At 71.6% G+C, this 18,600-nt stretch carries 13 protein-coding genes, 1 tRNA gene and 3 pseudogenes; 12 read left to right on the top strand and 5 right to left on the bottom strand.

What is annotated here, in order from left to right; all coding sequences use genetic code 11:
• Positions 1-19 precede the first annotated feature (19 nt).
• The 4 genes from AS594_RS20550 to AS594_RS20535 all read left to right on the top strand — a co-directional run bounded on the left by AS594_RS20550 (position 20) and on the right by AS594_RS20535 (position 5,500).
• Positions 20-1,606: an MFS transporter gene (locus AS594_RS20550; RefSeq protein WP_069933843.1), complete on the top strand. Its 1,587-nt coding sequence runs from the start codon at positions 20-22 to the stop codon at positions 1,604-1,606.
• Positions 1,607-1,880: 274 nt separating this feature from the next.
• Positions 1,881-2,285, top strand: a complete 405-nt coding sequence (locus AS594_RS20545) for a DUF485 domain-containing protein (RefSeq protein WP_069932391.1) — start codon at positions 1,881-1,883, stop codon at positions 2,283-2,285.
• Complete coding sequence (locus tag AS594_RS20540) at positions 2,282-3,904, top strand: sodium/solute symporter (RefSeq protein WP_069932392.1); 1,623 nt, start codon at positions 2,282-2,284, stop codon at positions 3,902-3,904. Before AS594_RS20545 ends, AS594_RS20540 begins: the two co-directional genes overlap by 4 nt.
• A gap of 273 nt (positions 3,905-4,177) precedes the next feature.
• A complete protein-coding gene (locus AS594_RS20535) occupies positions 4,178-5,500 on the top strand; it encodes a peptidase (RefSeq protein WP_069935195.1) in 1,323 nt (440 codons plus the stop codon).
• A 127-nt stretch (positions 5,501-5,627) separates the two neighbouring features.
• On the opposite strand, the gene AS594_RS20530 is transcribed toward AS594_RS20535, so the two are convergent.
• Complete coding sequence (locus tag AS594_RS20530; RefSeq protein ID WP_069932394.1) at positions 5,628-6,521, bottom strand: cellulose-binding protein; 894 nt, start codon at positions 6,519-6,521, stop codon at positions 5,628-5,630.
• Positions 6,522-6,732: 211 nt separating this feature from the next.
• Here AS594_RS20530 and AS594_RS43055 point away from each other — a divergent pair.
• Positions 6,733-6,828: pseudogene (locus tag AS594_RS43055) on the top strand (LCP family protein); the annotation flags it as partial.
• Positions 6,829-6,855: 27 nt separating this feature from the next.
• Here the strand turns inward: AS594_RS43055 and AS594_RS20520 are convergent.
• From AS594_RS20520 to AS594_RS20505, 3 genes and pseudogenes are all read right to left on the bottom strand, one after another.
• Entirely contained in the window at positions 6,856-7,038 is a 183-nt protein-coding gene (locus AS594_RS20520; RefSeq protein WP_069932396.1) for a hypothetical protein, read from the bottom strand.
• 81 nt (positions 7,039-7,119) lie between these two features.
• A pseudogene (locus AS594_RS47575) lies at positions 7,120-10,111 on the bottom strand (SUKH-4 family immunity protein).
• 7 nt (positions 10,112-10,118) lie between these two features.
• The gene (locus tag AS594_RS20505) at positions 10,119-11,102 is read right to left on the bottom strand and encodes an SMI1/KNR4 family protein (protein WP_069928421.1); all 984 of its coding nucleotides are present in this window, start codon (positions 11,100-11,102) and stop codon (positions 10,119-10,121) included.
• A 239-nt stretch (positions 11,103-11,341) separates the two neighbouring features.
• Here AS594_RS20505 and AS594_RS20500 point away from each other — a divergent pair, with 239 nt between their 5' ends.
• Positions 11,342-11,923, top strand: a complete 582-nt coding sequence (locus tag AS594_RS20500; RefSeq protein WP_079144495.1) for a YwqJ-related putative deaminase — start codon at positions 11,342-11,344, stop codon at positions 11,921-11,923.
• A gap of 10 nt (positions 11,924-11,933) precedes the next feature.
• Complete coding sequence (locus AS594_RS20495; protein WP_069928419.1) at positions 11,934-12,485, top strand: SUKH-3 domain-containing protein; 552 nt, start codon at positions 11,934-11,936, stop codon at positions 12,483-12,485.
• Between the two features lie 242 nt (positions 12,486-12,727).
• Here the strand turns inward: AS594_RS20495 and AS594_RS20490 are convergent.
• A pseudogene (locus tag AS594_RS20490) lies at positions 12,728-14,060 on the bottom strand (sensor histidine kinase).
• A 154-nt stretch (positions 14,061-14,214) separates the two neighbouring features.
• On the opposite strand from AS594_RS20490, the gene AS594_RS20485 reads away from it, so the two are divergent.
• The 5 genes from AS594_RS20485 (at position 14,215) to AS594_RS20465 (ending at position 18,598) form a co-directional block, all read left to right on the top strand.
• A complete protein-coding gene (locus tag AS594_RS20485) occupies positions 14,215-15,072 on the top strand; it encodes a helix-turn-helix domain-containing protein (RefSeq protein WP_069935192.1) in 858 nt (285 codons plus the stop codon).
• Between the two features lie 26 nt (positions 15,073-15,098).
• Positions 15,099-15,170, top strand: a tRNA-Gln gene (locus AS594_RS20480).
• 109 nt (positions 15,171-15,279) lie between these two features.
• A complete protein-coding gene (glmU, locus tag AS594_RS20475) occupies positions 15,280-16,728 on the top strand; it encodes a bifunctional UDP-N-acetylglucosamine diphosphorylase/glucosamine-1-phosphate N-acetyltransferase GlmU (RefSeq protein WP_069935191.1) in 1,449 nt (482 codons plus the stop codon).
• 121 nt (positions 16,729-16,849) lie between these two features.
• A complete protein-coding gene (locus tag AS594_RS20470; RefSeq protein WP_069928415.1) occupies positions 16,850-17,827 on the top strand; it encodes a ribose-phosphate diphosphokinase in 978 nt (325 codons plus the stop codon).
• A gap of 186 nt (positions 17,828-18,013) precedes the next feature.
• Positions 18,014-18,598 (top strand): 50S ribosomal protein L25/general stress protein Ctc, encoded by a 585-nt coding sequence (locus tag AS594_RS20465; protein ID WP_069928414.1) that lies wholly within the window; start codon positions 18,014-18,016, stop codon positions 18,596-18,598.
• Positions 18,599-18,600 lie beyond the last annotated feature (2 nt).

The following is an 18,600-nucleotide window of genomic DNA, read 5'->3' as shown; positions in this document are numbered from 1 at the left end:
CACGGACGGCACCAGCGCGATATCCGGAGGCGGGATATCCGGCGGCGGGAACTCCGCCGGCGGGCCGGAGAAGGCGGCCGCAGGAGCCCCCGCCGCCCCGAATGCCCGCCGCGGCCCGGTCGTGGCCGCGCTCATGCTCGGTATGGCACTGGCCGCGCTCGACGGCACGATCGTCTCCACGGCCGTCCCCCAGATCGTCGGCGACCTCGGCGGCTTCGCCGTCTTCTCCTGGCTCTTCTCCGGCTATCTCCTCGCCGTCACCGTCACCCTCCCCGTGTACGGAAAGCTCTCCGACACCTTCGGCCGCAAGCCGGTCCTGATCGCCGGCATAGCGCTGTTCCTCCTCGGCTCACTGCTCTGCGCCTGCGCCTGGAACATGGGCAGCCTGATCGCCTTCCGCATCGTCCAGGGCCTGGGTGGCGGCGCCATCCAGGGCACGGTCCAGACGATCGCCGCCGACCTGTATCCCCTCAAGGAACGCCCGAAGATCCAGGCGAAACTGTCGACCGTGTGGGCGGTGTCCGCCGTCGCGGGCCCGGCGGTGGGCGGACTGCTCGCGGCGTACGCCGACTGGCGCTGGATCTTCCTCATCAACCTGCCGGTGGGCGGCGTCGCCCTCTGGCTCGTCGCCCGCCACCTGCGCGAACCGTCCCGCCCCGAGAAGACGCGGGCACCCCGTATCGACTGGGCGGGCGCCCTGGCCGTGTTCGCCTGCGGCGGCCTGCTGCTGTTCGCCCTCGTCCAGGGCGGTGTCGCCTGGCCCTGGCTGTCCGCGCCCTCGCTCGCCCTCTTCGGCGCGAGCGCGCTGCTCGCCGCCGCCACCGTCGTCATCGAACGCCGCGCCGCCGAGCCGATCATCCCCGGCTGGGTGTGGCGCCGGCGCACGATCGCCGCCGTCAACCTGGCCCTCGGCGCACTGGGCCTGCTCATGGTGGCGCCGACGGTCTTCCTCCCGACCTACGCACAGGCGGTACTGGGCCTGGGGCCGATCGCCGCCGGCTTCGTCCTGTCGGTGATGACGCTGAGCTGGCCGCTCTCGGCGGCGCTGAGCCAGCACGCGTACAACCGCGTCGGCTTCCGCCTCACCGCGATCACCGGCATCGCCTGCGCGATGCTCGTCCTGCTCGCCTTCCCTCTCCTCCCGTTCCCCGGCGCGGCCTGGCAGCCCGCCCTGATCATGCTGCTGCTCGGCGCGGCGCTCGGCCTCTTCCAACTGCCGCTGATCGTCGGCGTGCAGTCGACGGTCGGGTACGCGGAACGCGGTACGACGACCGCCTCCGTACTCTTCTGCCGCCAGGTCGGTCAGTCCGTCGGCGCGGCCCTTTTCGGCGCGGTCGCCAACGCCACCCTCGCGTCCAGGCTCGCCTCCGCCCCCGACAGCATCCGCGACGGCCTGCCCGGCGACCTCGACTCCGTCTCGCACGCACTGGCCGACCCCGGCTCGCTCAGCGCCGAGGCGGCCGACTACCTGCGCCGGGCCGTGGACACGGCCGTCGACCACGTCTACATCGGCGCCGCGGCCGCGGCCGCCCTCGCCCTGCTCGTGCTCGTCTTCGTGGCTCCGCGCCGCTTTCCGGTCATCACGGAGGAAACACCGTCCGACTGACGGAGGACACCGGCCGACGCTCCGGCCGGTGTCCTGGTGACCGCCCGCCCGAGCGACCCTGAGGCCATTACCGCCAGTAACTATGCGCGGGCACCACATTACCCGCGGTAAGCAGCCGATCCGCCGCGCCAGTTCGTACGAAAGACTCCCCGTCGCGGATACCGCTGGGTAACGTACGCGGCCCCACCAGCGCCCCGCCGCCGCTCCACCGGCCCCGGTCGCGCTCCTCCGTGCAGTCCGCCCGGGACCCAGCCGCGCAAGGAGCAGCCCGCACATGTCGCACTACCCGGAATACCTCTACCCCTGGCAGAGTTCCCCGCCCGCCCCGCCGCTTCCCCCGCAGCCCGCCCCCGCCCACCCGGACATCCCCGGCCACCACGGCGATCTGCGCAAGCTCCGCTCGGCCTACCGCCGGCTGCGCCGGGTGGCCACGCTCACCGCCCTCGGCTACTTCACCCTCTTCCTCGTCCTCTCCGCCTTCGCGCCCGGTCTCATGGGCGGCGAGCTGCCCGGCGGCCTCAACACCGGTCTCCTGCTGGGCCTGTGCCAGCTCCCCGTCACCCTGGTGGCCATCGCCGTGTACGAGCGCTCCGCCCGCCGCCGCGTCGACCCGCTCGCCGAACACCTGCGCCGACAGGGCCGCACCGGTCGGACCGGGCGCACTGGGCGGCCCGTATGACCGGATTCAGCGACTCCGCCCAGCAGATGTCCCTCGTCGCCTTCATCGCGGTCGCCACGGTGACGCTCCTGCTGTGCGTCATGACGGGCCCCGACCGCGACGACCTCGCCGAGTTCTACACCGGCTACCGCTCCCTCTCCCCGATGCGCAACGGCCTCGCCGTCGCCGGCGACTACATCTCCGCCGCCACCGTCCTCGGCACCGTCGGCGTCATCTCCCTCACCGGCTACGACGGCGTCGTACTCGCCCTGAGCACCGCGCTCTCCCTCGTCCTCCTGATGTTCCTGCTGGCCGAACCCCTGCGCAACGCGGGCCGGTTCACCATGGGCGACGCCTTCACCCGGCGCGCGCCGAGCCGCGCCGTACGCATCACGGCGAGCGCCGTCACCCTCGCCGCACTGCTCCCGATGATGGTCGTCCAGCTCTCGGGAGCGGGCCATCTGCTGTCCTTCATCCTCGGCTTCGACGGCTCCGGTTTCCGGACCGGCTCCATCGTCCTCCTCGGCGTACTGATGATCAGTTACGCCGCCGTCGGAGGCATGAAGGGCACCGCCCTCATCCAGATCATCAAGACCGTCTTCCTGCTCGGTACGGGCGTGATCCTCGCCGCACTGATCCTCGACCGCTTCGACTGGAGTACGGCGCGACTCATCGGCGCGGCGAAAACCGGCAGCGGCGCGGGCGACGCCTACCTGCGGTCGGGCCTCCAGTTCGGCGGCAGCGAACTCGACATGATCAGCTCCGAACTCACGGTGGTACTCGGCGCCGCCTGCCTGCCGCACATCACGATGCGCATGTACAGCTCACGCGACGCCCTCGCCGTACGGCGCTCGATGTCCTGGGCGGTCTCGGCCGTGGTCTGCTTCTGCCTGCTGATCACGGTGATCGGATTCGGCGCGGCGGCACTGGCCGGCCGCGGGACGATCACCGCGTCCGATCCGCAGGGCAATACGGCGATCCTCCTGGTCGGCCAGGCGCTCGCGGGCGGCGACGCGTCGGCCCTGGAAACCCTCGTCTTCACCTCCGTCACGACCGCCATCTTCCTGACGCTGCTCGCCTCGGTGGCCGGAATGATCCTGGCGTGCGCGAATTCCCTCGCCCACGACCTCTTCGCCCACGGCATGCGCACATCACCGGCCCGTGACGGGACCGAGATGGCCGTGGCCAGAGCGGCGGCGATCGGCGTCGGCATCCCCGCGATCGGCCTGGCGGTACTGGCCCGCGACTGGAACGTACAGCCCCTGGTCACACTCTCGTTCTGCATCGGCGCGTCAGCGCTCGCCCCGGCCCTGGTGTTCAGCCTCTTCTGGCGCCGCTTCACGCGTGCCGGCCTGATGTGCACCCTCATCGGCGGCACGGTGTGCGTGATGGTCCTGATGACCGGCACCAACCTGGTCTCGGGGTCCCCGCACTCCGTGTTCCCGGCCCAGGACTTCAACTGGTACCCGTTCACCACGACGGGCCTGGTGTCCATCCCCTTCGGCTTCCTCATGGGCTGGCTGGGCTCGGTCCTGAGCCGACGCGGCGGCGGCTCGGCCGACCGCCAACGCCGCCGGTACGAGGCGGTCGAGGCGTGGATTCTCGCGGGCGCGGGCGGCGGCGGGCCGACCGGGAAGTGACGGGGGGCGGCACGCGCCGCCTCCGTGCCAGGCCATGCCATGCCCCGCCGCACATGACATCCCCCACAGAGAAATCACCGAACCCGTGGGCAACCATCCGCGAATATCCTTTTTTGCTCCTCCCGCGCGTCCGCGCGAACGGCGGACCAGCCGGACCCGGCTTCTCGCCGCTCTTCACCGGTTCTATTCTTCGGCGAAGTTGCGCGGTGTGAAGTCCTCCCACGGCGACTGCTTCCGTCACTTCTGTACGTTCGGACCCAGAGAAGGCCCCCTGTGAGTCTCCGCCGTATTCTCGCCACTGCCGCTGTCGCCGCCGTGACGACGCCCGTCGTGCTGCTCTCCGTCACCCCGGCGTTCGCCGACACCAGGCCGGCCGCGCAGGAACAGCCCGGCAAGCCCACCCTCGCCCAGCTCGAAAAGGCCGCCGCCGAGGCGCAGAGGGCCTACGACGACGCCGTGCTGGCCGAGAAGGACGGCAGGAAGGTCCTGGAAGCAGCGCTCTCCGACACCTCCCCCCTCGCCGTGGCGGCCGCCGCAGCGAAGAAGGAGGCCGCCGACGCCGCCACCGCGAAGACCGCTGCCGAGAAGGCGCTCGCCGACGCCCGGACCGCGCTCGACGCACTCCCGGAGACCGCCACCGAGGAGGAGAGGGCGGCCGCCGAGAAGGCCGTCACCGACGCCGAGGCGACGGTCAGGACCGCCGACGAGACGAAGACCGCCGCCGACGCCAGGGCCCAGACCGCCATGACCGCGCGGGACGACGCGCGGGTCGCCGCCGCCCGGCAGTACGGCCTCCTACAGAAGGCCGTGGAGAAGACCCTCGAAACCAAGACGGCCGCCGACGAGGCCCTCGCCAAGGCCAGGGAAGAAGCCGAGGACGACGGAGACGACGACAACGAGGGCGACGACGACTGCGCCCCGGCGGACCTCACCACCGTGGCGACCGGCCTGCCCTCCAAGGTCGTCGCGGGCGAGTGGGTCACCTTCCGGCTCCGCGTGACCAACGAATCCGCCCAGACCATGGACGACGTCCACCCGTACGCGTTCGCCCACGCGACCGACACGAGCGGCCTCAAGGACACGAGCGACCTGCTCAGGCTGCAATGGTCGTCGGCGTCCTCCACGGCGTGGAACACCGTCGACGAGTCAGGCACCCTCAGCACCATCAGCCCGCTCAAGGCCGGCGCCCACAGCGACATCAAGCTGCGCCTCAAGGCCGACGCGAAGGCCCCGGCGGGCCACGGTGCCGCGTTCGTCGCCGGCTACTACATCAACGACGACGAGTCGTGCGGCGGGACTCCGGGCGCCGAGATGTACGAGTTCGACATCGCGGCCGCGGGCAGCAACCCCGGCAAGGTCCCGGACGCCGAGCCCAAGCCCGACAAGACCCCGGCCCCCGGGCCCACGCCGTCGGCCACCGCCCCGGCCCCGCGGCCGCTGGGCGGCGCCGCCACCCAGCCGGTGAACGGCAGCCTCGCCGCGACCGGTTCGTCCGCCGCCGTCCCGCAGCTCGCCCTCGCAGCCGCCGCGACCGTAGCGGCCGGCGCCGGTGCGGTGTTCGTCGTACGCCGCCGCAAGGCCGGCTCCGCCGCCTAGCCCAGGACCGCCGACGCCGACGGGCCCGCATCTTCCCCGGATGCGGGCCCGTGCAGGTCATGGCCGCTCAGCCGCACATCCCGCTTCCCGAGCGGGCGAAAGCGCCCGGTACCGGCGCCCGGCGGGCTCAGCCCTCCGCCGGCGCCCGGCCGGTCAGGGTGGCCAGGCTGGTGCGGACGTGCGTCATGTGGGCCTGCATCTCCTCGCGCGCGTCGTCGTGCTCCCGCAGGACGCGCTCCGTCTCGCGTACGACGCGCTCCTCGCGCACCCGCGCCTCCGCGAGCAGCTCGGCGGCCCGTGCCTCCGCGTTCTCCTGCCCGTGCCGGGCCTCCTCCTCCGCCTCGGCCACCGCCCGCTTCGCGTCCGCGAGGCCGCCCTCGGCACGGGCGGTCAGTTCGGCGTGGCGGGCGTCCGACTCCGCCGCCCGCCGGGCGTATTCACGCTCCGCGCTCTGCCACCGCTCCGCGTGCTCCTTCTCCTGGTCGGCGAGCAGACCGGCGCACCGCTGTCGCATCTCCTTCAGCGCCCCGAGGGACTGCCCCCGCCACTCCTTCACGTCCCGGCGGGCCGCTGTCCTGGTCTCGTCGGCGGTGCGCTGGGCACCGAGGAGGATCTGCCGGGCATGGGCCTCGGCGTCCGCCAGTACCGTCTCCGCGTGCGCGCGGGCCGCCTCGCGGGTGGCCGCGGCCGCCGCCGCGGCCTCGTCCCGCAGCGCCTGGGCCTCGTCGCGCGCCGCGGCGGCCAGTTCCGCCGCCTCCTCCTCGACCACCGCGAGAAGGTGCTGGGCGCGCTTGCCGAGGGATTCGTACGTCTGGGGCGCGAGCCCGTCGGCCTGCTCGCGCATCCGCGCCGCCTCGGCCTCCATCTCCTTGCTGAGGACGGTGAGGCGTGCGGCACGCTCCCACGCGGCGTCCCGGTCCCGGGAGAGTCCGGCGGCGTAACGCTCCACCTGGTCCGGACGGTAGCCGCGGCCCCGTCCGGCGACGAAGCCGTGAGGTGACGGTGAAACCGATGCACTCATCCTTGAAGCCTCTCTCCGACGCACAACACAATCCGTCGCAATCTTGGCTGATCAGGCTCAAGCGCCCAAAACCCGACACTCCGCCCCGGCCGCGCGGTCAAGGATGCGTCAATTGCTGTCAGAAGCCGGAATCGCGGCGTCGTCGCGCAGCGCGGGAAAGAGCTTTTCGGCCGCCGGCCCGTCCCACGCGACCACATCACCCAGCCCGGCGATCAACGGCTCGCCCGCGGTGGGCGGGGCGAAGCTGCTGACGCGCACCGTTGAGCAGGCGACCGGGCTGCGCCTGGACCACTACGCGGAGGTGGAGTGAGCGACGAGCGGCTGCCGGAGCCGATCAGCAGCCAGCCGGTTCCCTGCCGTCCGCCGGCCTGCCCTCGTACCGGGCGAACGCGTCCGTCGTCCTGAGCTTCGATCCGGCCCAGAGGTACAGGCCCGCGCCGTACCCCGCTACCAGGACCAGCAGAACCAGTACCAGCAACGCGATCCGTTCGAGCCGGCTCGTACGGCGACGCGTCATACGAGCACGATCGGGGCGCCCGACCCGTACCGCAGGTCGAACGCCCCGACGACTGCCCGTTCGGGCCACTCCTTCAGGCCGTCAGAGCAGGCCGTCCCACATCTGCTCCAGCAGCACCGACCACCAGCTCTCCGGCGACGCGAGCGCCGCGGGGTCCAGCGCGGCCAGCTGCGCCTGGAAGTCGACCGTCCAGCGCCCGGCCTGCTCCGGCGTCAGGCCGAAGCGCAGCCGCCACATATGACCGAGCAGCGCCAGCGAACGGGTGAACTCCGGCAGCCCGGTATTGACGAACTGCGGCGGCACGGGCTGACCACCGGGGCCCGCCTCCACCGGTACGGCCACGATGTTCGCCGTGCCGTACTGCACACAGATCGCCCGGCCGAAGTCGCTGCCCATCACGAGGTACGAACCCGCGTCCGAAGCCGGCTGCACACCGCGCTGCGCCGCGAGCTCCGCGAGCGTCGGCACCGGCTGACCCGGCACCGCCTGCGCCCAGAAGAACGGCCCAAAATCGACGGGCAGTCCGGCCCACACGAGCGTGCGCGCCACGATCTCCGGAACACCCTGCCGCGACACCGCCGCCTGGTCGAAGCGGAAGACGCCCTGCGGACCGAAGGCCCCCATCAGCTCGTGCGCGACGCCCTCCGGCGGGATCGGCGGCGCCTGCATCAGCTGCCCCGGGGCCGGCAGCGGCACCCGCACCGGCGCGGGGCGCGCCGGACCGTCCGCGACCTGATGCAACTCGCCCTGGTGGGTGAGGAGATGCCGCATGCCCTGCTGGCGGCTGGCATGGTCCTTCCCGTACGGCGCCACACTCGTGATCCGCACCTGCGGCCAGGTCTCGCGGATCATGCGGGCGCAGTAACCGCCCGGCAGCTCGCACGACTCCAGCTCCGTGTGCAGCTCCAGCACCTGCTGCGGCGGCACGTTCATCGCGCGCAACTCGTGCAGGATCTGCCACTCCGGGTGCGGAGTACCGGGCGCGGAGCGGCGGATGAGCTGCTGCTCGCTGCCGTCCTGGGCCCGGTAGCGCAGTACGGCCTGGTAGCCGGGACCGACCGTCGGCAGCCCGCTGGGCCGGGGCTGCGGGTAGCCGTACGCCGGCCCCTGCGGCTGCGGGGCGTGCGGCATCGGCACGGCGCCGGGCGGCATTCCCGGCGGCCCGGGAGGGCCGGGGGGCTGCGGCGCACCGGGCGGCGGACCGACCGGCCCGGGACCGGCCAGCATGGTCTCCGCATGGTGCACACCGCCACCGGGAGGACCGGGAGGCTGCGGGGCGCCGGGCATGCCGGGAGGACCGGGCGGGCCGGGAGGCTGCGGCGCACCGGGAGGACCGGGCGGGCCGGGAGGCTGCGGGGCACCGGGCATGCCACCGCCCTGGCTGGGGTCCGCGAACATCGTCGCCGCGTGATGTACGCCGCCGCCCGGCGGCGGGTTCTGCGCACCAGGAACGCCGGGACGCCCGGGCGGAGCCGGCTGACCCGGAGCACCGGGCGGGCCGGGCGGGCCGGGAAGCTGCGGCGCACCGGGCATGCCACCGCCCTGGCTCGGGTCGGCGAACATCGTCGCCGCATGGTGCACACCGCCACCGGGAGGCGACGCCGGCGGACCGGGCGGGGCCGGCGGACCGGGCGGCTGCGGCCCGTCGGGACCCAGCGCCGAAACGAGCTGAGTCGGTACGTACCCGCCCGCCGGGACACCCGGCGCACCCGGCCCCGACGGGGACGGCGGAACCGCACCGGGCCGCCCCCCGGCGTACCGGGGGCGCCGGGCGGCGGCGGAGGCGTCGAACCGCTCCCCCGCTCACCGCGCGGCACGGCGGCCTTGCTGGTCGCCGCATCGGAGATGTCCCCGGCACCGGGCCGGAACCCGCCCGGGCGGTCCGGCGCCTCGGACGGCTGCCGGGCATCACCGGGAAGCACGGGGGCCACCGTCGTCGAGGGCAGCCGACTGCCGCCCGACATCAGCGCCGTCCTGGCCTCCGGCGGCACACCCGGCGGCGGAACGTCGTCCTCGTCGGACCCGGAGAGCGGCGGAGCGAACACCGTCGCCGGCAACGGGACGGACGCGTCGTCGGAACCGGCCGAGTTGGTGTCGGTCCCGGCCCACGGAGTCGCCCCGAGGGGCACGGCCGGAACGCCGTCGGAAGCGGTCGGCTCGTACGCGCCGTGGCCCGCGTCGGGCCAGGCAGTACCCCCGGACCCGCGCTCGGCCTGTGAGGCGTTCTCACTACCGGCGCCGCCCCAGCTTCCGCCCCCGCGGCCGAACCGGCACCGCTCCAGCCGTCACCGGCGGACGGCGACCCGGCACGGTCCTGCGGCCCCCGGTCACCGGCGTCGTCACCGGCGCCCGCCACGCCACCACCCGCCGAAGGCGAACCCGCCCCCGCTCCGGGCACGTTGACACCGCCACCGGCAGTGCCCGCGGAAGGCGAAGGCGCTCCCGCGCCCACCGCGTCGGCCCAGTGGCCACCCACCGAGGGCGAACCCTCCCCGGCCTGCGGCCCGTTGACGCCACCGCCGGAACCACCCGTGACCGAAGCACCCGAAGCGCCCGTGGCCCCGGCCAGAGGCCAGTCACCGTCCGCCGCCGCCGGAGAAGCGGCAGCACCCGCCGGGGGCGGGTCCGACCCCGCGTCCGCACCGCCGTTCCCACCGGCGCCCGACTCCGCCCCCACCCTCCGGCGGTCCGGAATACCCATGGTGTCCGCCGCCTCCTGGAGCCACTCCGGTGGCGTCAACAGGAACGACGTCTGCTCCAGATCCACGCGCTGCGCCGGGGCCGGCCCCGCGTCCGGCGCCGATGACGTGTCCGGCGTCCCGTACTCCTCCTCGTACCGGCGGATCACCTCGCCCACCGGCAACCCGGGCCACAGCGTGGCCTCACCACTGTCCCGCGCGATGACGAGACGCTGACGCCCGCCGTCCGAAGCGGGACCGTCCACCCGGTCCTCCGCCCAGACCACGAAGCCGAGTTCGAACTCGCGCACCCGCACCTCACGGTGCGACGGCACGGGCACGTCCCCGTTGACCCACTCTTCCGCGCGCTCCTGCGCCTGCGCGAAGGTCACCACCGGACCGTCACCCCTCGTCCGAAACCGGGACGGCACGCGCGAAGCCACCGTCGACCATCAGGTTCGCCACGGTCTCCAGCTCCGGCGGATTGCCCGCCAGCCGCTGGAGAAAGGCGTCGAAGTCCTCACCGCAGGGCAGCAGCAGCCGCTCCACACGCTCGTGCACCGTCCAGCCGTCACGGTCCCGCGCGTCGTCGTACGCGACGAACCACACCGACCCCACCGCCTCGCCCCTGACCTTCACGGCCAGCAGCCCGCCCTGCACGAAAGCGACACCCAGGTAGTCCTTGGTCATGTGATCGCGCAGGCACTTGTTGACGTACACCAGGTCGTTCACCGCGGCCTCGTCCCGCACCGTGAAGAACGGCTGGTCGACCAGCAGCCCCAGCTCCGCGTCAAGCGCCGCACCCACCGGCGCGCAGCCGCCCGCCGCCTTCAGGAACGACCGGTAAGCACCCGGAAGCCGGTAGCCGAGGTCCTCCTCCACGCCCAGGATCTGCTGCTCACTCACCGACACGGAGCCCTTCGGCAGCCCGAAATGAGCCGGCCGCGTCTCCTGGAGCGGGCGCGTACCCCGCTTGTCCTGATCGACGGCGGCCGTCGTCAACCCGCCGTGGTGGCGCAACAGCGCCTTCACCTCTACGGGTACGAGTTCCATGCGCCGGGTGTTCGCCACGTGGTGCCACGTCCAGCCGTGCGGGGTCGCGACCGCCGGAATGGTGTCCCACAGGTCGTGCCCCGCGGCCGCCAGCGCCGCGTTCGCGGACACGTAGTCCGTGAGCCGCAGTTCGTCGACACCGAAGCCCTCAGGAGGCTCGGCGATCTCCGCGGCGGCACGCGCGTACGGCGTGAAAACCGGAAACCCCGCTTCGTCCACACGCACACCCTGCGGGTGGCGGGAAGCCCGGACCGGGTCCGGGAAATGCACGAGCTGCCCGGCGTAGGCCGCGTTCGGTGGCGCGGCTTGCTGCCCGAGCCGACCTGTCGTCATGGCGGATGCCCCCTGCTGCGTCTGGCTGGTTCGCACAGCCTATGCGCTGGGGCAACAGCCGGTCCCGCCCCTCGCCTTGCGTAACGAACCGTCACACCGGCGTCACCACCCGGCGACACATGTACACGATTCACCGACCCAGCTTCCGTACCGGTGGACACATTTGGCAGGCTGTCCCAGCAACGCGGGGGCGTGCACACCAGCGGCTACCGTCGCGGGCACGGGAGGGGAGCACCACCATGCACACTGCACAGACAGCCGCTACGACGACACCGACGGGCACGGCCACGACAGTGACAACCACGACGGCGGCGGCAACGACGGCCACGGCCGGCGACCCGCGCCTCAGCTGGAGCAGCGACGAGCCCACCCGTGCGCCCGCGCTCAGCCACCGCCGCGACGGCATCCTCCCGACCGTCGCCGCCGCCCTCTCCGTACGCGGCGCCGACACACTCACCTGCACCGCCGGCCGGGGCGACCAGCCCCCCGCACTGCACCCACTCGTCCAGGACTTCCTCGACACCCTCGGCAGCAGCCAGCGCGAACGCTTCACCGGACGCTGCCCGGAAGCGATCCTGCTGTCCCGGCACATCGCCGCCGCCGAGGGATCACGCTCCAGACGCGCCTCCCGCAAACCCCTCACCACGGGCGAGGCCCGCCGCTCCCTCAAGCACTCCAAGCTCACGGCGCGCCGCATCCGCGAGGACGGAGACCCGCTGCACGGCAGCTACGCGCCCCCGTGCCGTTCCTGCACACCGATGCTCGCCCACTTCGGCGTACGCGCCGTAGAACCGACCACGACCACTACCGAGAAGGGCTGACCCGCAGCCGATGCCGGTCCCCAACCCCACCCCGAGCCCCTCCCCGCACCCCCGCCCCAGCCCCGCCACCAGCACCACCCGCTTCCCGGTGGCAGTGGACGCCGCCCTGCGCGCGGCCGGCTGGCAACCGGGGCGCTGGGACATACGGCAGGCGGAGCACTGGGCGGACACCCTGCGCGCGCACAGCTCACCCGCAGGCCACCGGCACAGCGTCTTCCCCGCCGCGGTCGAGGCGTGGGCCGAATTCGGCGGCCTGCTCGTCGCGCCCCCCGGCCCCGGACGGCAGATCGCTCCGACGCCCGTACGTTTCGACCCGCTCAGCGGCCTCCACCACGCCCGTACGCTCGCCGACCTCGGCCGGGCCCTCGGCACGGAGGTGGCGCCGCTCGGCACCGAACTCGGCAGCGACGGGGACGACGGCCAGGCGGTACTCGCGATCGACGTGGAGGGCCGCGTCTACAGCCTGGACCACACGGGCGACTGGTACCTGGGCCCGGACCTCGACCAGGCCCTGTCCACCCTGGTCACCGGCACCCAGCCCAGCCGGCTGACCCCGGCCTAGGACCGCGCCGGGGCGGTTCTGGGGCCATGGCCCGGTGCCGCACCGGGCCCATTCGCGGGAGCTACGAGGTCGGTGCCGCGCCGGGGCGTCTCCTCGCACGTCAAACGTGCGGCACCGCGATCGGGGCGGCGTGGCCCGCGCTCAACGCCCTGCGGGGACCACCCCTCCCGCCCCCTCCGGCACCGCGCCACACCGCCATCACCACGCCGCGGCCGAAAGCGGAGCCGAACGCGCGCGGCCGGCTACTTCCCGCGCGGACGGGCCGGGAGTACCGCCGAAACGCGGAAGCCGCCCGCGTCCGTCGGGCCGGACACGAAGACACCCCCCAGCGCCGTCACCCGCTCCCGCATCCCCACCAGCCCGTTCCCGCCGCTCGGCAACCCCGCGTCAGCCGTCCCGGCATCCGACGGCCCGTTCTCCACCTGCATCGCGACCTCCGAGCCACGGTGCGCGAGCCGCACCCACGTCTTCGCCCCCGCCGCATGCTTGTGCACGTTCGTCAGCGCTTCCTGCACCACGCGGTACGCCGTCTGCTCCACCAGCGCCCCGCAGTCCACCGGGTCGCCCTCCACCGAGAACTCCACCACCATCCCCGCCTGCCGCGACTGCCCCACCAGCGCCTCAAGATCGGCCAGGCACGGCCCGTCCTCCGCCTCGGCGGCAGCCACAGCCGCAGCGGCCGCACCGACCGCCGCCAGCGGAACCCCCGACGCCACCGCCCTCGCCCCCGACCCCGCGCGTCCCCGAACGCAGCACCCCCAGCATCTCCCGCAACTCCGTCAGCGCCTGCCGCCCCATGTCCCCGACCAGCGCCGCGTTCCTGACCGCCTTGGCCGGGTCCTTCAACGCCACCGCCTGGAGCGCCGCCGCGTGCACCACCATCAGACTCACCCGGTGCGCGACCACATCGTGCATATCCCGCGCGATCCGCGTCCGCTCCTCGGTACGCGCCCACTCGGCCCGCTCCTCCGCCCGGTCCGCCAGCAGCGACAGCTCCCGCTCCAGCGAATCCGCGCGCTCCCGCAAGCTCTCCATCAACCGCCGCCGCGCCCCTATATAGAGCCCGTACAGCACCGGCGGCCCGGTCAGCCCGAGCGACAGGAAGAGCGACACCAGCGGCACGTACCAGGGACTCGGCCGGTAATCGCCGTCCGTCGCGTTCGCCACGTCCTGCTGGGTCCGTACGAACGTCACGATCAGCGTCCCGGCCAGAGACATCCCCGCCAGCACCGTGATGATCCGGCGCGGCACCTCCGACGCGGCCAGCGTGTACAGCGACACGATGCCCATCAGGAAGGCCATCTCGGCCGGCGTCACGGCGATCGACACCAGCACGACCGCGATCGGCCACCGCCGGCGCAGTACCAGCACGGACCCCGCGACCAGCCCGAACACCACCCCGAGCGGGACCGGCAGCCCCGCGTCCCCCGCGAACCTCACACCCTCCAACGCACATTCGAACGCCGATACCAGCGCCAGCCCCACATCCAGGACGACACTGCGCCGCCTGTCCCACCACCAGTAGCGCCGGGCGGTCATGCCCGTGGCGTCCTGATCTGCCCCCGTTACGGTCATGCCATCCACCCTACGGGCGCCCGCCACCCAATATCCGGAGACCGGACGAGCGCGGAAGCGGCCGCACGCGAGCGAAACACGCGTTGTCCACACGAACTGTTGAATCGACCGTACTTTCGACCCGCGAGTCCACATACCGGACAAGGCTGCTCGCATGACGGAAATCCTCGGCAAGTACGCCGACTTCGAACGCCTCCGCGAGCAGGCCGTCGCCCTTCGTCGGGAGGGCCTCAGTCTGCGCCAGATTCGCGATCGCCTGAAGGTCTACAACAACGACATCCTGCAGCGATTGGTGAACGGCGAGCCCGCTCCGGAGTGGACCAGGCGCCCGAACGCCAAGGACGACCTGCGAGCGAAGGCGCAAGATCTGCGTCTGCAGGGGCTGACGTACGACCAGATCCAAGCGGAGTTGGGCTGCTCGAAGAGTTCCATCTCGCTCTGGGTGCGAGATCTCCCCAAGCCGGAGCCCCGCTACACGGACGAAGAGCGTCACGCCCTCATGAACGCGGGTCTCGCCCGCCGACGCGCAGCCGAAGAACAGAAGCGTCAGGAGACGAAGCGTGCGGCTCGCGACGAAATCGGCGCGATCTCGGATCGGGAGTTGTTCCTGCTCGGCGTCAGCCTCTACTGGGCCGAGGGGACCAAGGACAAGGAGTACCGCCGATCGGAAGTTCTCCAGTTCATCAACAGCGACCCGAACGTAATCCGGGTGTACCTGCGCTGGCTCGAAATGCTCGGGGTCACGCGTGACCGCATGCGCTTTCGCGTAAGCATCCACGAGTCCGCCGATGTCCGCGACGCCGAGCGGTTCTGGGCCGACCTGACTGGCGTCGGCGTCACGGACTTCCAGGGCGCGACACTCAAGAAGCACCTACCGAAAACCACACGAAAGAACATTGCCGACGCATACCGGGGATGCCTGATCATCTACGTCTCGAAAAGCGCCGACCTCTACCGTCGCATGGAGGGGGCCTGGTACGGCATAGTGTTGGGTGCCGATCGAGCGACCTGACCAAATGTCCGGTTCGTTCGGTTCGTTCCCCTGTGGTGTAATTGGCAGCACTGAGGCTTTTGGTGCCTTAAGTCCGGGTTCAAGTCCTGGCAGGGGAGCACCTACGCGCGGGTCCTGACCACACAGGTCAGGACCCGCGCGCGTTTCGGACATGACACGCCCCGGTATCCTGCGGGTGTCCACCACCCGAAGCCGAAGGGCATCACCGTGAGCGCCAACCGCCCGGCCGCCGTCGTCGTCCTCGCAGCGGGTGAGGGCACCCGCATGAAGTCGGCCACTCCCAAGGTCCTGCACGAGATCAGCGGGCGCTCGCTCGTCGGACATGTCGTCGCCGCCTCGCGCGAGCTGGACCCCGAGCACCTGGTCGTGGTCGTCGGCCACGCCCGTGAGCAGGTCGCCGCGCACCTCGGGGAGATCGACGCCGAGGCCCGTACGGCCGTACAGGAGCAGCAGAAGGGCACCGGTCACGCCGTCCGTATGGGGCTGGAGCAGCTCGGCGGCGGGATCGAGGGGACTGTGGTCGTCGTGTGTGGCGACACTCCGCTGCTGACCGGTGACACGCTGGCCCGTCTGGCGCGGACGCACGCCGCCGACGGCAACGCGTGCACCGTGCTGACGGCCGAGGTTCCGGATTCGACGGGGTACGGGCGGATCGTGCGGGACCGGGACAGTGGCTCTGTCACCGCGATCGTCGAGCACAAGGACGCGACGGCCGCTCAGCGGGCGATCAGTGAGATCAATTCGGGTGTGTTCGCGTTCGACGGGCAGCTGCTGGCCGACGCGCTGGGGAAGGTCCGTACGGACAACAGTCAGGGTGAGGAGTACCTCACCGATGTGCTGGGGATCCTGCGCGAGGCCGGTCACCGGGTGGGTGCGGCGGTCGCCGCCGATCATCGGGAGATCCTGGGGATCAACAACCGCGTGCAGCTGGCGGAGGCGCGCAGGCTGCTCAACGCGCGGCTGCTGGAGCGGGCGATGCTCGGCGGTGTGACGGTCGTCGATCCGGCTTCGACGTTCGTCGACGTTTCGGTGACGTTCGATCAGGACGCGGTGGTGCATCCGGGTACGCAGTTGCTCGGTGCGACGCATCTCGGTGAGGGGTGCGAGGTCGGTCCGAATTCGCGGCTGGCGGACACGGCGGTCGGTGCGGGTGCCCGGGTGGACAACACGGTCGCCGAGCGTGCAGAGATCGGTGCGGGGGCGAGTGTGGGCCCGTACACGTATCTGCGGCCCGGTACGAAGCTCGGTGCGAAGACCAAGGCCGGTGCGTACGTCGAGATGAAGAACGCCGTTGTGGGCGAGGGCACGAAGGTGCCGCATCTGTCGTACGTCGGTGACGCGACCATCGGCGAGTACACGAACATCGGCGCCGCGAGCGTGTTCGTGAACTACGACGGTGAGTCGAAGCACCACACGACGATCGGTTCGCACTGCCGGACGGGTTCGGACAACATGTTTGTGGCTCCTGTCACGGTCGGGGACGGCGCGTACACCGCGGCCGGCTCCGTGATCACCAAGGATGTGCCGCCCGGTTCCCTCGCTGTCGCCCGTGGGCAGCAAAGGAATATCGAGGGTTGGGTGGCTCGTAAGCGTCCGGGAAGCGCTGCCGCGCAGGCGGCTCAGTCGGCGGCTGATGGGGCCGAAGGCGAAAGCTGACCGGAATCAGGTGCGTCACTGACGGCGTACCGTGATAGGCGCACACAATTCGGCTGGCTCGTATGCGTTTCTTAGGCGTGCGGGCGCAGCAGCAATGATTCACGTCCGAGGAGACAGTGCTGTGACCGGGATCAAGACGACCGGCGAGAAGAAGATGATGCTCTTCTCCGGCCGCGCCCACCCCGAGCTGGCCGAGGAGGTCGCGCACCAGTTGGGTGTCGGCCTCGTGCCGACGAAGGCTTTCGACTTCGCCAACGGTGAGATCTACGTCCGCTTCCAGGAGTCGGCGCGCGGCGCGGACTGCTTCCTGATCCAGAGCCACACGGCTCCGATCAACAAGTGGATCATGGAGCAGCTGATCATGATCGACGCTCTGAAGCGGGCTTCCGCGCGGAGCATCACCGTGATCATCCCGTCGTACGGCTATGCCCGCCAGGACAAGAAGCACCGTGGCCGTGAGCCGATTTCGGCCCGTCTGATCGCGGACCTGCTGAAGACGGCGGGTGCCGACCGCATTCTGACGGTCGACCTGCACACGGACCAGATCCAGGGCTTCTTCGACGGTCCGGTGGACCACCTGTCGGCGCTGCCGGTGCTGGCGGACTACGTCGGCGCGAAGGTCGACCGTTCGAAGCTGACGATCGTTTCTCCGGACGCCGGCCGTGTGCGTGTCGCCGACCGCTGGTGCGACCGTCTGGACGCGCCGCTGGCGATCGTCCACAAGCGCCGCGACAAGGATGTGGCGAACCAGGTGACCGTCCACGAGGTCGTGGGTGAGGTCAAGGGCCGTGTGTGTGTCCTGGTCGACGACATGATCGACACGGGTGGCACGATCTGCGCCGCCGCGGAGGCGCTGTTCGCGAACGGCGCGGAGGATGTCATCGTCACCGCGACGCACGGCATTCTCTCGGGTCCGGCGGCGGACCGGTTGAAGAACTCCAAGGTCAGCGAGTTCGTTCTGACGAACACGCTGCCGACCCCGGGCGAACTGGAGCTCGACAAGATCACGGTGCTGTCGATGGCGCCGACGATCGCGCGCGCGGTGCGTGAGGTGTTCGAGGACGGTTCGGTCACGAGCCTCTTCGAGGAGCAGTCGTAGCGGTGCGGACCGCTCCGTAGATCGATTTCTGATACGGCCTTCCCGCCGGGTAGACTCCCTGAGTTGCTCGGCGAGGGAGGCCGTACTCATGCAGTACGGCGCATCCGTTATCGACGCGCTCTTCGTAGCAGGCCGTTTCGTGGCCGGGTGACCCATCCGTTTTTCGTCACCCGCGAGGAGTGCATCATGGCTGAGATCAAGATCGCCGCTGAAGTCCGCACCGAGTTCGGCAAGGGTGCTGCCCGTCAGACCCGCCGTGCCAACAAGGTTCCCGGCGTCATCTACGGCCACGGCGCCGACCCCGTACACGTCACGCTGCCGGGTCACGAGCTGATGATGGCGCTCAAGACCAGCAACGCCCTGCTGAGCCTGGACGTCGACGGCAAGACCGAGCTGGTCATCCCCAAGGCCATTCAGCGTCACGCCATCAAGCGCAACATCACCCACGTCGACCTGCTGGCCGTCAAGCTCGGCGAGAAGGTCACGGTCGAGGTCGCGGTCCACACCGAGGGCGAGCTGGCCCCGGGCGGCAACCTGCTCGAGAACGTGCTGAACACGCTGTCGGTCGAGACCGAGGCCACGCACATCCCCGAGTCCGTCACGGTCTCCATCGCGGGCCTCGAGGCCGGTGTCTCGATCCACGCGAAGGACATTCCGCTGCCCGAGGGCACGACGCTGGTCACCGACCCGGACGCCATCGTGATCCAGGTTCTGGCCCCGCAGGCCGAGGAGGCCCCGGCCGAGGGTGAGTCCGAGGGTGGCGAGGCCTGAGC

Origin of the sequence: Streptomyces agglomeratus (assembly GCF_001746415.1) — a bacterium.
Taxonomy (GTDB): domain Bacteria; phylum Actinomycetota; class Actinomycetes; order Streptomycetales; family Streptomycetaceae; genus Streptomyces; species Streptomyces agglomeratus.
This window is presented reverse-complemented; position numbering and strand designations above follow the sequence as displayed.